Origin of the sequence: Croceitalea sp. MTPC5 (genome assembly GCF_036985505.1) — a bacterium.
Lineage (GTDB): Bacteria > Bacteroidota > Bacteroidia > Flavobacteriales > Flavobacteriaceae > Croceitalea.
The window spans coordinates 366,236-388,796 of the sequence record NZ_BTGQ01000005.1 but is presented as its reverse complement, the minus strand read 5'-3'; the positions used below and the strand labels follow the sequence as shown (position 1 = coordinate 388,796).

The 22,561-nt window shown below is 39.7% G+C and carries 21 protein-coding genes; 10 read left to right on the top strand and 11 right to left on the bottom strand.

What is annotated here, in order from left to right:
• Positions 1-113 precede the first annotated feature (113 nt).
• The 7 genes from AACM45_RS16855 to AACM45_RS16825 all read right to left on the bottom strand — a co-directional run bounded on the left by AACM45_RS16855 (position 114) and on the right by AACM45_RS16825 (position 5,407).
• A complete protein-coding gene (locus AACM45_RS16855; RefSeq protein ID WP_339144192.1) occupies positions 114-1,676 on the bottom strand; it encodes an amidohydrolase family protein in 1,563 nt (520 codons plus the stop codon).
• A gap of 53 nt (positions 1,677-1,729) precedes the next feature.
• Complete coding sequence (locus tag AACM45_RS16850; protein ID WP_339144190.1) at positions 1,730-2,098, bottom strand: nuclear transport factor 2 family protein; 369 nt, start codon at positions 2,096-2,098, stop codon at positions 1,730-1,732.
• A gap of 11 nt (positions 2,099-2,109) precedes the next feature.
• Positions 2,110-2,853: an SDR family NAD(P)-dependent oxidoreductase gene (locus tag AACM45_RS16845; protein WP_339144189.1), complete on the bottom strand. Its 744-nt coding sequence runs from the start codon at positions 2,851-2,853 to the stop codon at positions 2,110-2,112.
• A gap of 3 nt (positions 2,854-2,856) precedes the next feature.
• Complete coding sequence (locus AACM45_RS16840) at positions 2,857-3,054, bottom strand: tautomerase family protein (protein WP_339144187.1); 198 nt, start codon at positions 3,052-3,054, stop codon at positions 2,857-2,859.
• Positions 3,055-3,472: 418 nt separating this feature from the next.
• Positions 3,473-3,925 carry a carboxymuconolactone decarboxylase family protein gene (locus AACM45_RS16835; protein WP_339144186.1) on the bottom strand — a complete coding sequence of 151 codons (453 nt, stop codon included), beginning with the start codon at positions 3,923-3,925 and terminating at the stop codon, positions 3,473-3,475.
• A 64-nt stretch (positions 3,926-3,989) separates the two neighbouring features.
• The gene (locus AACM45_RS16830; protein ID WP_339144185.1) at positions 3,990-4,571 is read right to left on the bottom strand and encodes a Crp/Fnr family transcriptional regulator; all 582 of its coding nucleotides are present in this window, start codon (positions 4,569-4,571) and stop codon (positions 3,990-3,992) included.
• Positions 4,572-4,843: 272 nt separating this feature from the next.
• On the bottom strand, positions 4,844-5,407 hold the full coding sequence (locus tag AACM45_RS16825; protein ID WP_339144184.1) for a Crp/Fnr family transcriptional regulator: 564 nt from the start codon (positions 5,405-5,407) through the stop codon (positions 4,844-4,846).
• 427 nt (positions 5,408-5,834) lie between these two features.
• Here AACM45_RS16825 and AACM45_RS16820 point away from each other — a divergent pair, with 427 nt between their 5' ends.
• The 5 genes from AACM45_RS16820 (at position 5,835) to arfB (ending at position 11,677) form a co-directional block, all read left to right on the top strand.
• Positions 5,835-6,824: an aspartate-semialdehyde dehydrogenase gene (locus AACM45_RS16820; protein WP_339144183.1), complete on the top strand. Its 990-nt coding sequence runs from the start codon at positions 5,835-5,837 to the stop codon at positions 6,822-6,824.
• 302 nt (positions 6,825-7,126) lie between these two features.
• On the top strand, positions 7,127-9,280 hold the full coding sequence (locus AACM45_RS16815; protein WP_339144181.1) for a prolyl oligopeptidase family serine peptidase: 2,154 nt from the start codon (positions 7,127-7,129) through the stop codon (positions 9,278-9,280).
• Positions 9,281-9,350: 70 nt separating this feature from the next.
• Positions 9,351-10,331 carry an ABC transporter ATP-binding protein gene (locus tag AACM45_RS16810; RefSeq protein ID WP_339144180.1) on the top strand — a complete coding sequence of 327 codons (981 nt, stop codon included), beginning with the start codon at positions 9,351-9,353 and terminating at the stop codon, positions 10,329-10,331.
• Between the two features lie 87 nt (positions 10,332-10,418).
• Positions 10,419-11,234, top strand: coding sequence for a hypothetical protein (locus tag AACM45_RS16805; RefSeq protein WP_339144179.1), 816 nt, complete (start codon positions 10,419-10,421; stop codon positions 11,232-11,234).
• A 38-nt stretch (positions 11,235-11,272) separates the two neighbouring features.
• Positions 11,273-11,677: an alternative ribosome rescue aminoacyl-tRNA hydrolase ArfB gene (gene arfB / locus AACM45_RS16800; protein ID WP_339144178.1), complete on the top strand. Its 405-nt coding sequence runs from the start codon at positions 11,273-11,275 to the stop codon at positions 11,675-11,677.
• A 2-nt stretch (positions 11,678-11,679) separates the two neighbouring features.
• Here the strand turns inward: arfB and AACM45_RS16795 are convergent, their stop codons facing one another.
• From AACM45_RS16795 to AACM45_RS16780, 4 genes are all read right to left on the bottom strand, one after another.
• Positions 11,680-12,057 (bottom strand): SnoaL-like domain-containing protein, encoded by a 378-nt coding sequence (locus AACM45_RS16795; protein ID WP_339144177.1) that lies wholly within the window; start codon positions 12,055-12,057, stop codon positions 11,680-11,682.
• A gap of 89 nt (positions 12,058-12,146) precedes the next feature.
• Positions 12,147-12,596, bottom strand: a complete 450-nt coding sequence (locus AACM45_RS16790) for a 3-oxoacyl-ACP synthase (protein ID WP_339144176.1) — start codon at positions 12,594-12,596, stop codon at positions 12,147-12,149.
• A 3-nt stretch (positions 12,597-12,599) separates the two neighbouring features.
• Positions 12,600-13,943: a sensor histidine kinase gene (locus AACM45_RS16785; RefSeq protein WP_339144174.1), complete on the bottom strand. Its 1,344-nt coding sequence runs from the start codon at positions 13,941-13,943 to the stop codon at positions 12,600-12,602.
• A complete protein-coding gene (locus AACM45_RS16780; protein WP_339144173.1) occupies positions 13,943-15,307 on the bottom strand; it encodes a sigma-54-dependent transcriptional regulator in 1,365 nt (454 codons plus the stop codon). Before AACM45_RS16780 ends, AACM45_RS16785 begins: the two co-directional genes overlap by 1 nt.
• A gap of 459 nt (positions 15,308-15,766) precedes the next feature.
• Here AACM45_RS16780 and AACM45_RS16775 point away from each other — a divergent pair, with 459 nt between their 5' ends.
• The 5 genes from AACM45_RS16775 to AACM45_RS16755 all read left to right on the top strand — a co-directional run bounded on the left by AACM45_RS16775 (position 15,767) and on the right by AACM45_RS16755 (position 22,478).
• Positions 15,767-17,107, top strand: coding sequence for a TolC family protein (locus tag AACM45_RS16775; RefSeq protein ID WP_339144172.1), 1,341 nt, complete (start codon positions 15,767-15,769; stop codon positions 17,105-17,107).
• A gap of 7 nt (positions 17,108-17,114) precedes the next feature.
• Positions 17,115-18,365, top strand: coding sequence for an efflux RND transporter periplasmic adaptor subunit (locus AACM45_RS16770; RefSeq protein WP_339144170.1), 1,251 nt, complete (start codon positions 17,115-17,117; stop codon positions 18,363-18,365).
• A gap of 212 nt (positions 18,366-18,577) precedes the next feature.
• A complete protein-coding gene (locus AACM45_RS16765) occupies positions 18,578-19,273 on the top strand; it encodes an ABC transporter ATP-binding protein (RefSeq protein WP_339144169.1) in 696 nt (231 codons plus the stop codon).
• A 40-nt stretch (positions 19,274-19,313) separates the two neighbouring features.
• Positions 19,314-20,075 carry a head GIN domain-containing protein gene (locus tag AACM45_RS16760; protein WP_339144167.1) on the top strand — a complete coding sequence of 254 codons (762 nt, stop codon included), beginning with the start codon at positions 19,314-19,316 and terminating at the stop codon, positions 20,073-20,075.
• Between the two features lie 3 nt (positions 20,076-20,078).
• Positions 20,079-22,478 (top strand): ABC transporter permease, encoded by a 2,400-nt coding sequence (locus AACM45_RS16755; protein WP_339144166.1) that lies wholly within the window; start codon positions 20,079-20,081, stop codon positions 22,476-22,478.
• Positions 22,479-22,561: the final 83 nt, after the last annotated feature.

Here is a 22,561-nt window from a genome sequence, read left to right as displayed (position 1 = left end):
GGGCACATTCAGTTGAAGCTGACTTTTTTTGCTAGCTAACGGTATGATTTGCTGGTGTTTTGATACCATTCCGTTAGAAGGATCTTAAGTTAAAAATGGTATTGTCACATTTATTAATCTGCAAACTGCACCCTGATTAATGGGCTGTTGATCAGACTATACAACGCTTTGGTATTCATATGAAAACTTGAGGCAGCCGATTCTGTAAATGTTTTGAGCTCTGTAAGTTTTTGGGCGTCGTAATACAGACCATTCATAAGAACACCATGGATTTCGCTAGTATTGGAAATATCCTTTAAGGGGTTACGATTTAACAATACCAAATCAGCTACTTTTCCCTTTTCTATACTACCGTAATGATGTTCTTTTTCTACATATTGAGCAGGCACTATAGTTGCACTTTGTAATGCCTCAAGATTTGTGAGCCCACATTTTGTCAAATCCACTAATTCTTCATGAAGACTAAAACCAGCAAACGTATAAGAATCGGTAACATCCGTACCTGCCATAATAGGTACTCCAATAGCATTGGCCAGTTCTACTTGTTCCATTGCGATTTTATAAAAATCGGCACTGACTCCTTTTGTTGCTTCTGCATTGTTTCTTTTGGCATTGTTCTTTGTATCTAAATCCCACCATAATTTCTTTCTTATGGCCGTTATATATTTTAAGTTAGGATTGGCTGTGTAGTCTACATCATGAGCAAATGCTTCAAACTTCAAAGTTTGCACCGTGGGAACCCAGTAAGCCTTCTTTGACTGCATTAATTGCATGAGTTCTTTAGCTACCTTGGGATCATAGTCCTCAATCAGCTTCCTTTTATATTTAGAAAAATTGGTTTTCCAATTTTCAGGATGCTTTAAGCTGTCAGCTTCAGGAAAGGATTCGAATAAAAAGATACGGCCATGTTCAAAACTACGTTGTCCTAGATTGAGAGCTTCTTCTAAACTCAAAAACATAGGCTTATGACCTGCGATATGCAATCCATAATATTCAGCCCTTTTGGCCAATTTTCTGTAAGAGGCAACAGGTATTTGCTGATAGATTTTAATGAAATCAACCTGTTCGTTTTTATAAAATTGTAGTAAGGAATCTACTTGTTCTGGATTTTCGAGTTTAAAAAAATCAGGAAATCCATCTGGCACACTCGATGCCCCATCTATTTGATAGCTACTTTGTAATACATATCGTGGCATTATCCTTTTATTAGCATTCAATTCAGCATTCCACTTGAGGCGTTCCCTACTGCCAACCCAATAACTATCTTTTTGATTTAATTGACCTGACATATCCCTAATGCCTGTAACACCATTGGCAATGTAAAGCGGATGGTGCAACCAAGGGGAATGCTGATTTGAATGTGTATGCATATCCCATAACCCTGGAATTACATATTTGCCCCTTCCATCAATTAGTAATGTATTTGCATCTTCCACTAAAATTTCTAAACTATCTATGGCAGTAATCCTATTATTTTTAATTAAGACATTTCTCTTCTCTAACACGTCTCCAGTTTTTACATCAATAACATTAATTGACTTTATAAGCACTGTATGATGTTTTTGTGGAATCGAGAGATTTGACATTGGCCAAATGATACCCAAGGTAATCGCCAATATTAGAAACACTAAAACCAAGAGAATTGCTTTAAGAGATTTAAATAGTTTCTTTTTCATTGTAGATAAGCTCAGTTATGATGACGATTTACATTAGTAATTGTGACTTGCTTCTAAGCTACATGTGAGAAAATCTTGTTTACGATTTTCCATTCACTATCGATTTTGGTAAGTGACAAATAATCATAATAATTATAGCCCAGCATGGGTAGGTGCACCTTGGCCATGGCAATATTGCCAATGACATCTATACCAATAGTGTCCATTTTAAAAGCTTCGTTTAATTCGTTCGGACTTTGTCTGTTTTTGACGCCGTCTATATATTCCGTTGTGCTTTTTTGGTAAGGCACTCCATTGATATCCCCATAGATAATTGCATTGCTGGTAAAACAAGTTTCAAGCTTGTCTGGATCTCCATAGAAGATACCTTCAAAGTAATTTGCAATTACCTGTTCTATTTCTTTGATATTGTTTTTGTACATATTATTTGATTTTAGATTGAGTGCCCTACAGTATGACCACCAGCCACATTAATAGTTTCACCTGTAATGAAATCAGATGATGCCAAATAGTAGGCGGCTTCGGCAATTTCATGAGCTTCACCAACACGATTTAATAAATGTAGCCCTGCTAAGCTATCAGCATCTTCAATGCCCATTTTTCCTTGTAATGGACTTCTAATGATTCCTGGTGCTATGGTGTTTACTTTAATATTGTTCTTGCCAAACTCTGCTGCTAATTGTCTAGTTAATGAATGAATAGCCCCCTTACTGGTTATTGGTGCGGTTGCCGGAAAACCTCCAATAGCATGATCTACTAATACGGTTCCTATGTTTATTATGGAACCTTTCTCTTGCTTTAGCATTTCACTAATTGCGGCTTGAGACGTAAAATAGGTGCCTTTGAGGTTAATATTCCAATAGCGTTCTAAATCTTCTTCTTGAACATCTAAAAATGGTTTTGGCGCAAAGACACCAGCATTGTTGACAAGCACATCCACTGAATTGAATGTTTCTTTAGCTAGACGCACTAGCGCTTTTCCTGTATTTTGATCGCTAATGTCTCCGGCAAAATAAATGGCATTTGAAGGCGAACCCAAATCCTCATAGGCTTTCCTTAAATTGTCTTCATTAGAAGAATTCATTACAACATTACTTGCTCTGTCAATAAAGTACGCTGCAACAGCTTTTCCTATACCGGTTGAGGCTCCTGTAATAATTACGGTCTTGTTTTTCATGATTTAAATTTTTTTTGAATTCGAATATTGTTTTGCATCATAGCCCCAATTATCAATAGGGATTTCGTCTATAACCACATGTGTGGTTTTTGGGTTCTTGTTTAATACGTCTACCAGCAATTGCGTTACCCCCGCAATGAGCTGATGTTTTTGTTCTTTGGTTACCTGTTCGTCGGTGACTTTAATGTTTACATAAGGCATCTTTTCTACTTTTAAATTAACACTACAAAGGTCTAGGGAACATCGAATAATATTAAGGATGTTTGTCACTACTTTTATGTGATGTATGTCACATTAAATAGGTGTAAATAGACCTCGTTGAATACTTTTTATTCTTAGAATTAAAATTCTTAAGGCGGTTTTTTTCGAGGGTTGATCTCATTGTAGTTTTAAAACTTAGGCTACAAAGTGGAAATGAACCCGAGGGAAGAGGAAGCACTTAAAGCACTACTATAGCGTGATGTACACCACGTTTTTCGTTTAACGCTTTGATGTGTATGAATGGTAGCGGATTTATCAGGACTGCTTTTTGCGATACTATTATACCATACTTAAATTAAAAAACGACTCGGGAAGAACCCAAATCGCTATTGCTTTTATATTGTATGGCAAGCAGTGTTTATCCGCCCACTTTGTAATTTCCAGCTTCAATTTGAAAAGTTTTCATTAGCCGTGTCCACGTATTTATCTGGGCAATTGCCAAGGTCAAAATGACGATTTCTTTTTTTTCAAAATGGCCTTTGATGACTTCGTAGTCGTTGTCGGCTATTGGTTTTCCGTTTAGTTTTGTAAGTATCTCGGTAAAGTGTAGAACGGCTCTTTCTTTGTCTGTAAAATAATTAGTCTCTTCCCAAACTATAAGTGACGACAAACGAAGGTCAGTTTCTTCAAGGTTTTTTAGTTCTTTGTGGTGCATATCGACACAATAGGCACATCCATTGATTTGGGCAACCCTTAGACGCATCAATTCCAATAATTTCATATTAATTCCCGAATTGTTGATGTAATTTTCTAAATCAAACAATTTCCCCATTATTTCTTGAGGGATTTCTGTAAATAATATTCGTTCCATTTTTATTTTATTTTGAATTCGGAACAAAGATATTTTTGGGAAAAACCAATGCGGTTAAGGTATCTTAAGAAATACCTTTGGACCTTATTGTGCTCAAATGTTGGGGGGTTACTTCCAAATAGGAGGCAATCATATATTGCGGCACACGTTGACTGAAATTGGGCAAGGTTGAAATGAATTGATCATATCGACTCTTACTGTCCATATTGAGGTAAAATTCGCTATGTTTTTGAATTGCAATGAGCCAATTTTCAGTTATTTTTCTAAATATTCGTTCAAGAATAGGGACTTTTAAGAATGCATTTTCAAGTTCAGCCTTTCCAATCTGCAGAACGGTTGTATTCTCTAATGCTTGTATGTAACTTTTTGAAGGTGTTTCGCCCTTGTAGCTATCCCAATTGGTCAGCCACCAGTTTTCTACTGCAAATTGAGTTATTTTCTCGTTGCCTTTATGGTCAATATGAAAGACCCTTGTTAAGCCACTTAATATAAAATACTGATGCTTGCAAGTTTTCCCAGCTTCCAGTAGAAATTCAGACTTCGAGAACTTTCTTTTTTGTGTTAGATTAAAAAAATAGTCAATCTCTGAAAATGATAATTTTTCATATCGTCTCAAATATTCAGCTAACTGTTCTTTTTCTTTCAACTTTTTTATTATTTATAGGCTCCGTTAAGTGTTACTTATGGCTATTTACAGCTATACAAACATAGTCTTATCCCGCTAATATGCTTGAAGTTCGTTATTTATAGCGGTCCCTATTCACGGTTTTGACTTGGAAATGTAGTTTTAAAATTCATAATATAAAGTTAAGATGAATGGAAGAGGATGAAAAGGACTTAAATCACTGCTTTGGGGTGATGTATGTCACATTTGACATACTGTTAATTTGAAGGATTAGGTCATGTGTAAACTTAAGATCAAGAATTAAGCCTACTTAATGTTTCCCTAGAAACCCCTAAATAAGAAGCAATTAGCTTTTTAGAAACCCTTTGGAACAGTTGAGGGTATTGCTCCAGAAGTAGATCGTATCGTTCTTTGGCGGAATTCTTAAGAAGCGAGAGGATTCTTTTCTGTAGAGCAATGCGTCCGAACTTGCTTTTTTTGGCCCAGAACCGTTCCATTTTGTGCATTTGGGCAGTAAGTTTATCCCTATTTTCGAATGAGATGTAGAGAAACTCACAATCTTCTAAACAGTCAATATATATATTCGAAGGCGTTTGTTTGACAAAAGATTCATAATCAGTAATCCACCAATGTTCCATTGCAAAACGCAATATATGCTCTTTTCCGTTTTCGTCGATGAAATAACTCTTAACACATCCTTTCGTTATCCAGAACTCTTTTTTGACTATTTCACCCTCCTGAACAAGATATTGGTGTTTTCGCTTTTTAACCATTTCAAAATGACGCAATACAAACGCAAACTCTTCATCGGTCAGAGGGATAATCTCTTCAATATGTAACCTTAGTGGATGTTTCATTCTGCTTGCAGGTAAGTTGTAGTAACAACGGCTCCTATTAAAAACCATGATCCAGTCCTCTAAAACTAATCAATATTTTCTTTTTAATTTCAACAAGGTTTTTTCTTATTTATGTTACCTACTTTGTATCGCTATAGTTTGTAATATGACCCTTCTATCATAATCAAATACTTATTGTTGTATTTATAACTTTTTGTTGTATTTTGATTTTTAATGCTTTTTTACTTGTTTATATAAGAGGTAAATTTACCTTTGCTCCTCAAATTGGAAAAAGCGTGCTTCCGGAGCCATATAATAGACCAGTTGTCACATTGAGCGCAGTCGAAATGTTTTGACCGTCAACGAGTTGAACCTTTCGATATTTTTTCATAAAAATGGGCCAAAAGAGGTCAAGAAATCGTTGAATTTGCAGAAAAAGAACTAGAACATGAAAGTAGCGGTTGTTGGTGCCACGGGAATGGTTGGCGAAGTAATGTTAAAAGTATTGGCCGAACGTAATTTTCCTATTACAGAATTACTCTTGGTAGCCTCTGAGCGTTCCGTAGGCAAAAAACTGGCCTATAAAGGAGAAGAACATACCATCATCGGTCTGGCCGATGCCGTCGCTGCAAAACCGAACATCGCGATCTTTTCCGCTGGTGGCGACACCTCATTGGAGTGGGCCCCCAAATTTGCTGAAGTAGGTACCACTGTCATTGACAACTCTTCTGCTTGGCGCATGGACCCGACCAAAAAATTGGTGGTGCCAGAAATCAATGCTTCCCAACTCATTGCCGAAGATAAGATCATAGCCAACCCAAATTGCTCGACCATTCAGTTGGTGATGGCACTGAACCCCTTGCACCAAAAATACCAAATGAAACGCGTAGTCATTTCTACCTACCAATCGGTTTCAGGTACCGGGGTCAAAGCGGTCAAACAATTGGAAAATGAGATGGCCGGTATAAAAGGCGAAATGGCGTACCCGTACCCCATCAACCGAAATGCATTGCCCCACTGTGACGTATTTTTAGAGAACGGCTACACCAAAGAGGAGATGAAACTCGCTCGAGAGCCCCAAAAAATATTGGATGACCGTAAATTCTCAGTCTCCGCAACCGCAGTTCGTATTCCGACCGCAGGAGGTCATTCCGAATCGGTAAACGTTGAATTTCAAAAAGACTTTGACCTATCTGAAGTTCGAAAGTTATTGAGCGAGACCCCAGGGGTGACCGTTCAAGATAATCCCGATACCAATACCTATCCCATGCCGATTTACGCGCATGATAAAGACGATGTATTCGTCGGTCGAATTCGCCGCGATGAAACGCAGCCGAATACCCTGAATATGTGGATAGTTTCAGATAACCTTAGAAAAGGGGCTGCGACGAATGCGGTACAGATCGCCGAGTATTTGGTAGACCATAAATTGGTATAAGCCTCCCCATACCCCTCCCAAGGAGGGGCTTGATATTTAGATTATGGGATATTTGTTCACATGGCACTAAAGCTCCTTCCCCCAGTTAGAGAAAGGTGTCCCGACACCAAAGGTCGGGACGGAAGGGTTCGTAATTCACCCCATGCCAATCCCATAAATAGCGGATTATCCCTCACGGTCCAGAATCGAAAAGTCTTAACAACTCGTTTCCCACTATAGTTAAAAAACGTTAAGCATTTCTTTTTAAGTAGGCATTGTTTCGTTTTATGGTATTTTTAAAGCGACTAATGATATCCGGATAAATGAAAAAAATAACCCTTGTGCTTGTAGTACTTATTGTCACTGCATGTACAACTAAAAAAAAGCGAGACCCTATAGTTGTGAATTATCCAACCACTAAAAAAGTTGATACCGTTGAAACGTATTTTGGAACTGAGGTCAGCGACCCCTATCGTTGGCTTGAAGATGACCGTAGCCCAGAAACAGAAGCCTGGGTAAAAACCCAGAACAAGACCACTTTTGGGTATTTAGACAGTATTCCTTTTCGAGATGATCTTAAGAATAGATTAGAAAAACTCTGGAACTACGAAAAATTGGGTTCCCCTTTCAAAGAGGGCGATTACACCTATTTCTATAAAAATGATGGATTACAAAATCAATATGTGGTCTATCGTAAAAAAGATGACGGCCAAGATGAGGTCTTTCTAGACCCAAATACGTTTTCAGAAGATGGAACCACATCGTTAGCGGGTCTTAGTTTTACCAAAGACGGTTCACTAGCTACCTATCTTATTTCTGAGGGGGGCAGTGATTGGCGTAAGGCCATTGTACTGAATGCCACTACCAAAGAGCAAGTTGAGGATACCTTGGTCGATATTAAATTCAGTGGCATCTCTTGGAAAGGGAACGAGGGTTTCTTTTATTCCAGTTATGATAAGCCCAAAGGCAGTGAACTCTCAGCTAAAACGGACCAACATAAATTGTACTATCATAAACTAGGTACCCCGCAGTCGGAAGACCAAGTTGTTTTTGGGGGTATTCCTGAAGAAAAACATCGTTATGTAGGCGGCTATGTTTCTGAGGATCAGCACTATTTGTTTATCTCAGCCTCTATATCGACTTCTGGTAATAAACTCTACCTCAAAGACCTCTCAAAACCAAACAGTGATTTGGTAACCATATTGGACCATACCGATTCAGATACGTATGTGATAGAAAACGAGGGTTCTAAATTGTATTTGGTTACCAACCTTAATGCACCCAACAAGAAAATCGTAGTTACGGATGCTTCCAATCCCAATCCTGAGAATTGGCAAGACTTTATCCCCGAGACAAAAAATGTGCTGACTGCCGGTACCGGTGGCGGCTATTTCTTCACCGAATATATGGTGGATGCCATTTCAAAAGTGCTACAGTATGACTATAATGGTGAACTGGTTCGCGAAGTGGAATTACCCGGCGTTGGAAGTGCCGGTGGCTTTGGGGGCAAAAAGAAAGATAATGAGTTCTATTTCTCATTTACCAACTACAACACACCGGGCTCGTCTTACAAATACAATGTCGAAACCGGGCAATATGAGCAATACTGGAAACCTGAAATTGATTTTGATCCCTCGGCATATGAATCTACACAAGTATTCTATGAATCAAAGGATGGTACGAAAGTACCCATGATCATCACCCACAAGAAAGGTATCGAACTAAACGGTAAAAATCCGACCATACTATATGGTTACGGCGGTTTTAATATCAGTTTGACCCCCTCTTTCAGTATCGTAAATGCCGTATGGATGGAACAAGGCGGTGTTTATGCGGTTCCTAACCTTCGTGGGGGTGGGGAGTATGGAAAAAAATGGCACGACGCAGGAACCAAATTGAAGAAGCAAAATGTTTTTGATGATTTTATCGCAGCTGCCGAATATTTGATTGCGAATAAGTATACTTCAAAAGAATACTTGGCCATCAGGGGCGGCTCTAACGGCGGCCTTTTGGTTGGGGCGACTATGACACAACGACCAGATCTCATGCAAGTGGCTCTGCCAGCTGTCGGCGTATTGGATATGTTGCGTTACCATACCTTTACCGCTGGCGCAGGATGGGCTTATGACTATGGAACTGCTGAAGAAAGCGAGGCCATGTTTGAATATCTAAAGGGCTATTCCCCCGTGCATAACGTCAAGCCCGGGGTTACATATCCGGCAACTTTGGTGACCACTGGTGATCATGATGATCGGGTAGTACCCGCCCATAGTTTTAAATTTGCTGCCGAATTACAAGAAAAACAAGTAGGGAACAATCCTACTTTAATACGGATCGAGACAAATGCTGGCCATGGGGCAGGCACACCGGTCAGTAAGACCATCGAACAATATGCGGATATCTTTGGATTTACCCTTTTCAATATGGGCTATGATGAATTGCCCAACCAAGCGGTAATAAAATCGTTCAAAGATTGATACCCTTATCGAAATAATACATTGATAGCATCCGTTTCTAAAGAAACGGATGCTTCTTTTTTACCATACAATGCTTAACGTCAAAGCCATTTCTTTTGCTTATCAGAACCAACTTGTATTGGATGATATTTCCTTTCAATTAGAAAAGGGAAAACACCTTGCCATCATGGGGGAAAGTGGTTCAGGTAAAAGTACCTTGTTAAAGGTGATCTACGGATTATTGCATCTGGCGAAAGGAGAGGTCTTTTGGGGCAAACTAAAAGTATTGGGGCCAAACTTTAATTTGGTTCCCGGTGAAAAGTACATGAAATATGTGGCCCAAGATTTTGACTTAATGCCCTTTACCACAGTAATGGAGAACATTGCAGAACACCTATCCGCCTTTGAACAAGAGCACCATGAAGCAAGGGTTTCTGAATTACTTCGGATTATTGAACTGGAATCGTATGCCAAGACCAAAGTGAAAAGCCTCAGTGGTGGTCAGCAACAACGTGTAGCGTTGGCAAGGGCCTTGGCACAAGAACCTGAAGTACTTTTATTGGATGAACCCTTCAGCAGTATTGATCAGTTCAAAAAAAATGAGCTTCGTTATAAACTGTTCCCTTATTTGAAGGAGAAGGGTATTACGGTAATTTCTGCTACCCACGACCCGAATGATGTACTCGCTTTTGCTGATGAGACCTTAGTCTTGAAAAAGGGTAAGAAGCTGAGCCATGATCATACCAAACATATTTATGACAGGCCAAAAGAGCGGTATATTGCATCACTTTTTGGTATCGTCAACGAAATTCCGGTAGACCTATTAAAAGAATACAGCAAGGTAGATACCACTATTTTAGTTTATCCGCATGAATTTGAAATAGCCGTCGCATCAGGTTTTGAAGTATATGTAGTCAACAACCACTTTCAAGGGGGGTATTATTTGATTGAAGGACTCTCTAAAACGGGTTTGAGTGTGTTTTTTACCAATCTTCATCCGTTAAAGCCCCATACACAGGTATTTTTAAATGTATCACTACAATTGGTCAATAAAAGGCTCAATACCGTGTAGTCGCCCATTCGTCGAAAACCTACGATGTAAAGCAATAGTCGATTTCAAGTCTGCGTTATTTTTCTAGAACCCCAAAACTATTGTGACGTGAAAAAGCTATATCCGTTTTTTTTAATTCCCTTTTTATTTTTAAGTTTTTCAATTGCATGCTCTGAAGATACCGGTATGGACGCAGAGGTTGTCGAAAGCTCCGATCAAGGGGATACCGATGATGACCAAAGTTCGACCGACGAGGGTACCGGTGATGACAATACCTCATTAATTACACTTACGGCCACCCCAGATATCATTCTGAATAACGGTGAAGGTGAACAAGATTGGAATGATAACGTTTTTTTGACCGCCAAGAGAATAAATGGCTCCCCTGCGAATATTGTATATGAAAGCCGTTTTCGCGATGATGGTTTTGGTGTGGCCGGAGGCCGTTGGGAGCAAATTGATTATTATTACGAATATCAGGGTGAAATTGTAGAAGCAAGCGAACAATTGATAGTCAATTTTAGGCAGCCCGTTAAAAATATCATGCTTCAAGTCGGACAAATGGATCCCAATGAAGGTAGACAAGCAAAAGAAGGTACCACTTGCGATGATAATGATACCGTAAGGGTAGATGAATCTGGAAAATGGACGGCCTATAATGCCAGTGGGCAAGAAATCGCTACCGGAATTTTATTGGATGAATTTTCTATCGAAGGCAAACTACCTGATTCAATGGGTTCTTACCGATTTCGGCTGGCGATTGAAAATGTTTCGACGCTAGTCATTGAGGCAACGCAATGGGGCGGACAAGAACGGGGTTGCCCTACCTCGCGCGCAGGATACGCCACCCAAGCATTGAACGATAGCGGTAATACCGAAAATAACTCTGAGTTTAATCTAATGGCACTATCGTACGAAAACTGACAATACAACACTTCGTTATCTTTGTGTAAAAATCCATTTTGCAGCAAGAAGTCCTCTTAAAAGAACTACAATTCAAGGCCATACGTAGTAGTGGCGCAGGGGGGCAGCATGTAAACAAGGTTTCATCAAAAGTGGAGCTTAGTTTTGATTTAAATGCCTCAACGGGTTTATCCGCTAAAGAAAAAGAGCGGCTTTCACAAAAACTGGAAAAGAGATTGAACAAAGAACATCTGTTGATTTTACAATGTGATGAGGCCAGAAGCCAATACAGAAACAAGCAATTGGTGATCGACAGGTTTTTTGAATTGTTGAAAAAGGCCTTGCATGTTCCTAAAAAAAGGAAACCTACAAAGCCCTCAAGATCTTCAGTTGAAAAAAGGTTGAAGTCAAAAAAAGCGGCTTCAACTAAAAAAGCAAACCGGCAAAGACCAAGTTTGGATTAGAACTACATGCCCTGCCCCATATCGGGTAACTGGTAATGGTACGTCGCCCTTGTAATTTGATCGTTCTCCACTTGGTAAACACACAGTTCATCCATTTGTTGGCGCCCCCTATCCTTAAAGGTTGCGTCCATTGACATCGGTACAACAAAATGATTGCCAGCAACCATGGGGTCTCCAACAGAGCCTCCATGCATTTCTTCAATATTTTCAGCCCATTGTTGATATTCCTTGATAATATTCGCTTTTCCGGTTGTAATATGGTTGGGTATCCCTGGCATTTCTTCACTTACGGCATTGTCCGCATACATTCCATATGCTTCATCGTACTTACCCTCTTTACATAAGGTCACAAATTTATTAGCTACTTCTTGTGTTGTCATGATTGTTTTATTTAGTGATTATTGTTCTTAAATATAGAAAAGAATAAACCTAACTATTTTAAGGAAAAGTTAAATGAAAGATACGGTATCTAGTTGATTGCTATTATTTTAGATGTCATCTTGTTAAAGTTAATGACCTCGTTCAAGGCTTTGCCCAACAACAACTTGGCCATAGGGGTATTGGGCGAGATACAGAAGATCAGGGCGTCTTTGGTTTCAAACCTACCTGCTGATATGGCAATGTAATAATACGCATGATCCGTTTGAACCAAGCTTCCTAAGACTACTCTTTCACTGTTTGTTTCCGTTGGGACTTTTTTAAGAAGTTGCAGCATTTTTTCCGCTTCCAGTAATTGTTGACCTAGTTTTTCGCGTTCCAATTGTAACATGGCCCTACCTGTTTCATGTTTGTCGCCCGCGGTACTTTTTGATTCAGAAGACAATGCTGATTTGACTTCATCGATTTGCTTTTGAATACGCCGTATTCTCAGATCTACATAGTCTTTACAGAATTGATGGGCTTTTCTTTTCGCTTGCACAACTTAAAAAGTAAGGGTAAAAGTGGTTTCTACATTGGGTTTTGAATAGAGTTTCAAACTTCCGCCATGCAACTGTATAATTTGCCGTGAAAGGCTTAAACCAACGCCGGTTCCTTTTTCCTTAGTGGTAAAAAACGGCACAAAAATCTCATCCATCATATCTTCAGGTATTCCGGGTCCGTTATCCTTTATGGCAATGTACTTTCGATTTTTGGCATTGATTCCCGCAATCACTTCAATCAGTCCTGAAGGTTGGTTTTCTAAAGAATGTATGGCATTTTTCACCAAGTTGATCAATACTTGGGTAAGTTGTTTTTCGTCAATAAAAAATTCGAGGTTTTCAGACAATTGTATCCATTTTATTTCAATACCATCTTCCAGGTCAAGCTGCATGAGCACCTGTACTTTTTCGAATAACTTTTTGGCATCTACAATTTTCTTATCCGGTTTGGGAACATTGAGAAAGCTGCGGTATGATTGTACGAAACCCATTAAGTCGTTTCCTTGGTTTTTAATGACCTCAAGGCCTCGAGCCGCACTCTTTATCTTGTCTTTATCCAACTGTTCAACAATTTCATCGTTACCCTTATAATAGTACTTCAATATGGACTCTGAAATTGAGGTAATGGGCGTAATGGTATTCATGATCTCATGGGTAAGTACCCGTATCAGCCTTATCCAAGATTCGGTTTCCTTCTCATCCAACTCTTCATTGATATCTTGAACTACGACTAACAATAAAGGTTTCTCATCAAGTACTACCTGAGTGGATTTTAGGGCTAGATGTATTTGTTCACGTTCATTCGTCAACTGAAATAGTTTTCGTTCAAATGGACGAAAAGACTCAAAAACCTGATGGAGCTTTGGATCTATCTGCCGCAATTGTTTAATGTGGTTGAGCGGACTGTAATTGAATAACTTCTCTAAAGTCGGATTTGAAAAAAGGATATGCCCTTTTTCATTAAAGGTCATAATACCAATATTGGCCTGTTTTAAAATTTCTTGATAATATTTCTCACGTACCTGCAACTGTAAATGTACTTCTTGTATCAGGCCGTTGACCCTATTCAAACTTTGGTTGAGCTCTTTAAATGACTTTATGGTAACCCTTTCAGGAAAACGAAGGGTAAAATCCTCATTTTTTATAGCATCGAAAAAATAAGCGATCTTTCGATTGGTACTATTGATAAAACGTATCAAATCATATACCTGACCGACCAATGCCACTATGGAGAAGAACAATAACAAATACCAGGTTTTTACAGCCGTAAATGCCAGCCCTAGTGCCGTTGCGGTCAATAAGAGCACCCTTACGATCAGCTGGATGTAGAAGTTTCTGCTAGCCATTACTTTTTAAGTTTCTTCATTTTATTATACAGCGTCTGTCTAGAAACTCCCAATTGTTCGGCAGCTGCGCTATAGTTACCATTATGAAGATCCAAGGCCTTCGAAATCATAAAGTGTTCCATTTCATCTAAAGTAGTTGGCCCAGAATCAAATGATTGCGAAGGTTTTGAATGTAGTAAAAAATTCGATGGTTTTAACACATTGCCCTCTGAAAGTATCACGGCACGTTCCATAGTATGTTGTAACTCCCTAATGTTACCTGGCCATTGGTATTCCATCAGTTTTTCTTGGGCCAAATTATTGATTCGCAAACCCTGTTTGTCATATTTGCCTGCAAACCGCTTTAAAAAGAAATCCGCCAAAATCAAGATATCGCCTTCACGTTCGCGCAGTGGTGGTACTTCGATATGTATGGTATTGATACGATATAATAGATCTTCCCTAAATAGTCCGTCGGCAACCATTTGGTTTAAATTACAATTGGTCGCACAAATTAGTCGTATATCAACGCTTATTGGTTTGTTAGAGCCCACGCGAACAACGGCTTTGTTCTGAATGGCCGATAATAATTTCGCCTGGGTTTGAAGGGAGAGGTTACCCATTTCATCTAAAAACAAGCTCCCTTGGTTTGCCGCCTCAAATTTACCGGCGCGATCATCTTTGGCATCTGTAAAGGCCCCTTTGAGATGCCCAAAGAGTTCACTTTCAAATAGGCTATCTGAAATGGAACCCATATCAACATTGATGAAAACCTCATCTTTTCTGCTTGAGAGTCTATGCAATTCCCTTGCTATTAGTTCTTTACCTGTTCCATTTTCACCAGTAATCAATACATTGACATCGGTTTTCGCCACTTTTTGTACGAGGTTCAAAACTGAAGTCAAAGCCTTTGAATTGCCTACGATATGGTTCTTGTCATCATTGATAAGCTGTTTCAAACTGCTTTCCTTCTTTTTTAGCTGATGGATCTCTTGTTTTGACTTACGAAGTTCATAGGCCGACTTTACAGTGGTCAAAAGGCGCTCATTGTTCCAAGGTTTCAATACAAAATCAGAGGCACCTTGTTTCAGCGCCCGAACCGCTAAATCAACGGCCCCATAGGCAGTCATCATGATTACCGAGGTATGGGGCGATTTTTTCTTGATCTCATTAAGCCAGAACAGGCCTTCATTACCGGTATTTACACCAGCAGAAAAATTCATATCCAACAAAACGATATCTATTTCCTTAATGTCGGGAAACGAAGAAATTTGATTCGGATTGAATAGGGTCTGCACACTTTTATACTCAAATTGCAGTAGTATCTCTAATGCACTTAAGACACTTTTGTTGTCGTCGATGACTAAAATTTTTGCGTTGGTCATTTTGTAAAGCCTGTTAAAGTTTTTTTGAACGTCCGTAATGGGTCATGAACATTACGATCCATGTCAGATCGATAGCGGTCGAGACTTTATTTTAAGTACCTAATGTCAAACAGTTTCTCTACTGCGCTCGAGATGATGATACCATATGATTCATTACGGACGTTCAAAAGTTTTTTATTCAAAACAAAACACATACCGTTTTTGTAACCTTTCCGCTTTTTTCAGGTCTTTACTTAGACACCCCTTCAAATTAAAGACCTACGGCGTGGGGCAATGATTTTTAAAGCTACGAATCGATTACTTAAAAATAGTGTCGATGTAAAATTATTTTACACTTTTTGTATAAAAATTTTACACTCTAAAAATTATTACATTGAGCTGTTCATTTTAAACTTTTGATTATCAATATTTTAACTTTATGGCACAGCAATAGCTTACTAGTTGGCATAGTAAAAGAATATGAACTTTAAGAATTTCCTTTATTTCGTAGTACTGATAAGTGGGCTCCATCTGATGGCACAGAAGTCATGGACCTTGAATGATTGTGTGGCCTATGCTATTGAGAACAACCTACAACTGAATGATTTTGAATTTACGGAACAATCGAACAAAGAGACCTATCGACAATCCATTAGAAATTTACTGCCCAACGTAAATGGCTTCGCAGATTATAATGTGAGTTTTGGTAGACAGGTGAATCCGAACGATAACAGCATCTCGAACACCGAGTTCTTCTCAAACAACTATTCTTTGAGCGGTTCCTTTGACGTGTTCCAAGGCTTTCAGAAAATTAATAGCATAAAGGCCTCCAAATTTTTATACAAGGCTACAAAAGAAGAGAGCCTTCAACAAAAATACCTTTTGGCATTCAGGGTAATGCGTGCCTTTTACGACATTCAATTTATCGATGGGCTGATTACCATTTCAAAAGAGCAGGTAGAGATTTCACAAACCAATTATGCGTTGGTCAAAAAACAAATTGAAGTCGGTTTAATGGCCGGAGCCGATTTATACGAGGCCGAATCTTTATTGCTTGCCGATAAATTGGTGTTGACCCAAAATGAAAACCGCTTGATAGCCGCAAAGCTTGCATTACTGCAGGCTATGAATTTACAAGGCGAAAGTGATATTCGTATTCAACCTGATATTGAACAAAGTGAAGAGTTTGCCAATACCATTATTAAAGGAGATTCCATCTTTGATACTGCAATGGGTTTTGTACCGTTGATCAAAGCCCAAGAACTTCGTGTAAAAGCTGCCAGAAAACAAGTGGCCGTTGCAAGGGGAAACCTCTACCCCTCTTTGGCCGTTCAAGGTGGTTACGGCACAGGTTATTTTGAAACGATAACCGATACCCTTGGGGTGACCATTCCATTTAGAACACAGTTTAGGGACAATACGAATCAATTCATAGGGGTATCGCTTAACGTACCGATCAGCAATGCGTGGTCAGGTCGCTCAAGGGTCAAACAACAGAAAATCGCCTTGGCCAGGGCAAAGAACAACGCCAAAATACAAGAGCAAGAATTGTATCAACTGATCCAACAATTGGTGCAAGAGTACAATGCCTTGAACACTGAAGTACTTCAAACCGAGAAGAGGAGTCAATCGCAAGAACTTGCGTTCACCATAGCCCAAAAACGATACGAAAAAGGCCTTATAAATGCCATCGAACTGGGGCGGGCAAAAAATCTATACGCCACTGCACAGAATGAAAATTTACAGGTCAGGCTTCGTTTAAAAGTCAATAAGAGCACTTTGGATTTTTATAACAACCTACCTGTTTTCAACATTAATTAACTATAACATGGATATACAACTCGAAAAGAAAAAAGGATTACGCCCAAAACATTATGGCTATATCGCCTTGGGCGTACTCTTACTATTTGTAGCATGGAAATTACTTTTCACTACCTCCGTTTCCACTTTTAGAACGGAAAAAGATCGTCTTTCCATTGCCCAGGTCTCTGAAGGAAAGTTTGATGACTACATCACTATTAACGGCAACGTCGCCCCTATCGCAACAATATATATGGATGCCTATGAAGGGGGCAGGGTTTCAGAAAAACTGATCGAAGAAGGTACGATGGTCAAAAAAGGGGATATCATACTTAAACTTGAGAACATGAATTTGTACGAGCAAATTCTTGCTAGCGAAAGTAATCTGGCGCTCAAGCAAAATGACTTAAGATCCACCAAATTAACCTTTGATTCAAGGCAAGTAGAGGGAAGACGCTCTTTGGCCACGGCAAGTACCGATCTGCAGCGCCTGAAAAGGAACTTTGAGCAGAATGAAGCGCTATTTAAAGAAGAACTGATCTCCAAGGAAGTATACCTAACCTCTAAAGAGAATTTTGAATTGGCCCAAAAGCAGCATGATATCGTAAAATTACAGACCGAACAAGATGATGAACTTCGTAAAACATCACTTTCAGGTCTTGATACGGATTTAAACCGCATGCAGCAGACCTTATCGATGGTGTATGAGCGATTGGATCACTTGAATGTTCGGGCACCGGCTGATGGGCAGTTAGGTTTTTTAGACGCTGAAATAGGGCAGAATATCGCCCAAGGGCAGCGAATCGGGCAAGTAAACGTATTGACCGATTTTAAAATAGAAGCTGAAATTGACGAGCACTATATCGATCGTGTAAAACGTGACCTCTCAGCAAGTTTTGAAAGAAATGGCCAAGAATTTCCCTTGAGGTTAAGAAAAGTATACCCAGAGGTTCGAAATGGTCGATTTAAGGTCGATTTGGTTTTTACCGATGAAAAGCCCGAAACGATCCGAGCGGGTCAGAGCTATAACATCAAGTTACAACTAGGGGCTTCAAGCGATGCCATATTATTGCCCACAGGTGGTTTCTTTCAAAGTACCGGGGGACAATGGATTTTTGTAGTAAACCCTAATGGCGATGAAGCCATTCGCCGAAACATTAGGGTGGGAAAACAGAATTCAAGATATTATGAGGTACTTGAAGGTCTTGAAAAAGGGGAACAAGTAATCACAAGCAACTACGATAGCTTCGGGGAAGCAGAAAGAATTGTTTTAAAATAGAAGCCCCCTAGCCCCCAAAGGGGAAAGCCTATCAAAGCCATGCAGGTTAAATTTTTAAAAAGATGTGTCGTAAATCCTTTCCTTTTTTCAAGGAGAGGTCTGATAAGCGGAAAGGGCAATCTTCGCAATACTAGAATTAAAAAAAGACGTGTAGAGTGTCACACACTATTGAATAAAATGTCATTATACTAATCGTAAACCATTGAACAAAAATGATAACAATCCAGAATTTAAAAAAGAGCTTTAGAACAGAGGAGGTAGAAACCTTAGCCTTGAATAGTGTGAACCTTCGTGTAGAAGAAGGGGAGTTTGTAGCCATCATGGGGCCATCGGGTTGTGGTAAATCTACCCTATTGAATATAATCGGAATGTTAGACAACCCGACCGAGGGTAGTTACAATTTTGCCGGCAATGAAGTAGGCGGTCTCAAAGAAAGTCAACGTACCCAATTGCGAAAAGGTAATTTGGGTTTTGTCTTTCAAAGCTTCAACCTTATTGACGAGTTGACCGTCTATGAAAATGTAGAACTGCCTTTGATTTATTTGAAAATGGGCAAGGCTGAGCGTAAGCAAAAGGTCATGGCAGTATTGGAACGTATGAAAATTGCACACCGGGAAAAACACTTTCCACAACAATTATCTGGGGGGCAACAGCAACGGGTGGCCATCTCAAGGGCCGTGGTTACCAACCCAAAATTGATTTTGGCCGATGAGCCCACTGGTAACTTAGATTCTAAAAACGGGATTGAGGTCATGAACCTGCTTACCGAACTCAATCAAGAAGGCACGACCATTGTAATGGTGACCCACTCAGATCGAGATTCACATTACGCACATAGGGTAGTCAACCTATTTGATGGTCAAATTGTCACAGAAAGTCAAAACAGGGCAATTGGGGCAATGATATAAAGGAGTTTGTTTATCAATGGAAAATCAAAAAACAGTCATCATGAAATCACCAATCAAAAACCTTAGTGCGAAACTGTTCATCATAGGTTTCGCACTATTTTCTAGCAACGCATTCGCACAGGTCAAAAATGTGACCGTAGCCAATTTTAAAAAGGTAATCGTTAGTCCGCATATCGCGGTAAATTTTGTTGAAGGTGCCTCAGAATCAGTTACCGTCCATACCAGTACGGAGCCAATAGACAAATTAAACATTGAAGTAGTCGGCTCGACACTTCGCCTTTACCTAGATGGTGCCAAAACCTATACCGATAGTAAAAATGTGAAAGGTGATAATTATGATTACAAAGTGCCTATTTATAAAGGCACTGTTATCACTGCAACGGTAACGTATACCACCCTGAAAGAACTTTCATTGCGCGGGGAGCAAAAATTTATATGCGAAAGCCCACTAACCCAACCTGAATTCAGGCTAAAAATATATGGTGAGTCTGAAGTCTATTTCAATGAGGTTCAATTTGAGAACCTTACGACAACCATATATGGTGAGAGTTATTTAGAACTCAGAAGCGGAAGTATCGATAGACAGAAAATCACCGCTTATGGTGAAACGACGATCAACACCCTACAAGTCGCTACCAACAGCACTAAAATTACGGCTTTTGGTGAGGGAAGTTATCGTATTGCCGTTAAAGACAGGCTCAAGGTTACGGCCTACGGAGAGGCAACTGTAGCTTATGAAGGTTCTCCAGAAGTTCATAAAGGAATCGTAATCGGCGAAGCCAAAATCCAAAAAATCAACTAAGCCATGTTCAAGAACTATTTGAAAATCGCATGGAGAAACCTTTTAAAGAACAAAGGGTATTCCATCATCAACATTGGAGGCTTAGCACTAGGTATGGCCGTAACGCTTATCATAGGCCTTTGGATGCACGATGAGCTGACCCACAACGATAACTTTAAGAATAAAGATCGCATTGCACAAGTTTTTCAGTCACAGACTTTTAATAATCGCACCGGTACCGGCCCTGCAATTCCCTTGCCACTGGAACCGGCGCTAAGGGAAGGTTACGGAAACAATTTCAAGCATTTGATCATGTCTTCATGGACCAATACGGCCTACATCAAATACGGTGAGGTCAATTTGTCGCGCCCCGGTAATTATATGCAGCGCGAGGCCCCAGAACTATTAGGCTTGAACATCTTAAAGGGTGAAAAAGACGGGTTGCGCGAAATCAATTCCATAATGCTCTCTGCATCTACAGCCGAGGCTTTCTTTGGAAATGAAGACCCTATCGGGAAGACCGTACGCATTAGCAATGAACATGATATGATGGTGAGTGCGGTTTATGAAGATCTGCCTTACAATTGTTCTTTTAGTGATTTGGATTTTATTATGCCATGGGATCATTATTACAACACACAAGAATGGATGCAAAACTCGAAGGATAATTGGCAGAACAATTCATTTCAACTATTCGTTGAGATTGCCGATAACACCTCAATGGAAAGCATTACCAATGCCATTATCGACATAAAGAAAAATGCAGATGAAGATGTGGTGCAGTACAATCCAAGAATATTCCTATTTCCCATGGAAGATTGGTATCTGCAAAATAATTTCGAAAACGGTGTACAGACCGGAGGCCGAATCAGATATGTATGGTTGTTCGGTATCATCGGGGCCTTCGTATTACTTCTGGCCTGTATCAACTTCATGAACCTAAGTACCGCCAGGTCTGAAAAACGCGCTAAAGAAGTAGGCATCCGTAAATCCATAGGCTCACAAAAAGGCCAGCTTGTCTATCAATTTTTAAGCGAGTCTTTCTTGGTTGTTCTATTCGCCTATATCGTTGCCGTCATCATTCTGTTATTATCACTGAGCGGATTTAACGATCTTGCTAGAAAAGAAATTTCGTTCCCTTGGGGGAATGGTATTTTTTGGCTAATCTCTGTAGCATTTATTTTGTTTACTGCATTGTTGGCCGGCAGTTATCCTGCACTATACCTTTCATCATTCAGACCCGTCGATGTGCTGAAAGGAACCTTTAAATCAGGCAAATATGCCGGTTTGCCGAGAAAAATTCTGGTGGTGCTCCAATTTACCGTATCCGTGGCATTCATAATCGGTACGGTCATTGTCATGCAACAAATCAATCATGCCAAAAACAGGCCTATCGGTTATGATAAAGAGGGTCTGATACAAATACCCACTTTTAGCCAAGATTTTGAGGGAAAAACAGATCTAATGCGTGAACAGTTCATTAGCTCAGGTGCCGCTATTGAAATGGCTACTTCAAGTAGCCCAACAACCCGTATTTGGTCGAATAGAAGTGGTTTTACCTGGGAAGGGAAACCAGACGGGTTTCAAGAAGACCTGGCGTGGACGGAAGTTTCCACCGAATATGCCAAGACCTTAAACCTCAAAATTGTGGAAGGAAGGGATTTTTCAAGGGATTTTGCCTCTGATTCCTTAGGGGTCTTGATAAACCAAACCGCAAAAGAGTATTTAGGAATGGAAAATCCGGTCGGTCAATTATTAAGGGATACCGATGTAGACGATCCCAACCCCCCGATGAAGATTATCGGCGTAGTTGAAGACATGATTGCCCAATCACCATATGAGCCTGTTAAACAAGGCATATATGTCTATGACCGTCACAATAATTTCAGCTACTATAACCTCAGGTTGAATCCGAACCGTAGTGCTAGGGAAAACCTGGCCGTTATTGAGCGGGTCTTTAAAGAGAACTTTCCAGCTATTCCTTTCGAATATGACTTTGTAGACGAAGAATACGCCACCAAATTTGCTGCCGAACAGCGTATTGGTACCTTATCGGGTATTTTTACGGCCTTGGCCATCCTTATCAGTTGTTTGGGCCTATTTGGCCTTACATCGTTTGTGGCGGAACAACGTACCAAAGAAATAGGGGTACGAAAAGTTTTGGGCGCTTCCGTTTTCAATGTTTGGAACATGCTCTCCAAAGACTTTTTAAAGTTGGTCGTCATCTCTTGTTTTATTGCCGTGCCCATTGCCTATTACGTGATGAATGGATGGCTACAAGAATATCCGTATCGAGTGATCTTAAAATGGTGGATTTTTGCCTTGGCAATGATCGGTGCTATGGGGGTCACTGTCTTGACCGTAAGTTTTCAAGCCATACGGGCGGCAAAACAAAACCCAGTGAAGAGCTTGCGTACAGAGTAATCCACACGAAGCGATACCATTGTAAACATGTTGTACATGAGTTGTCAAAATAGTTGACACGAAAAAGTGTTTCAGTTTTATTT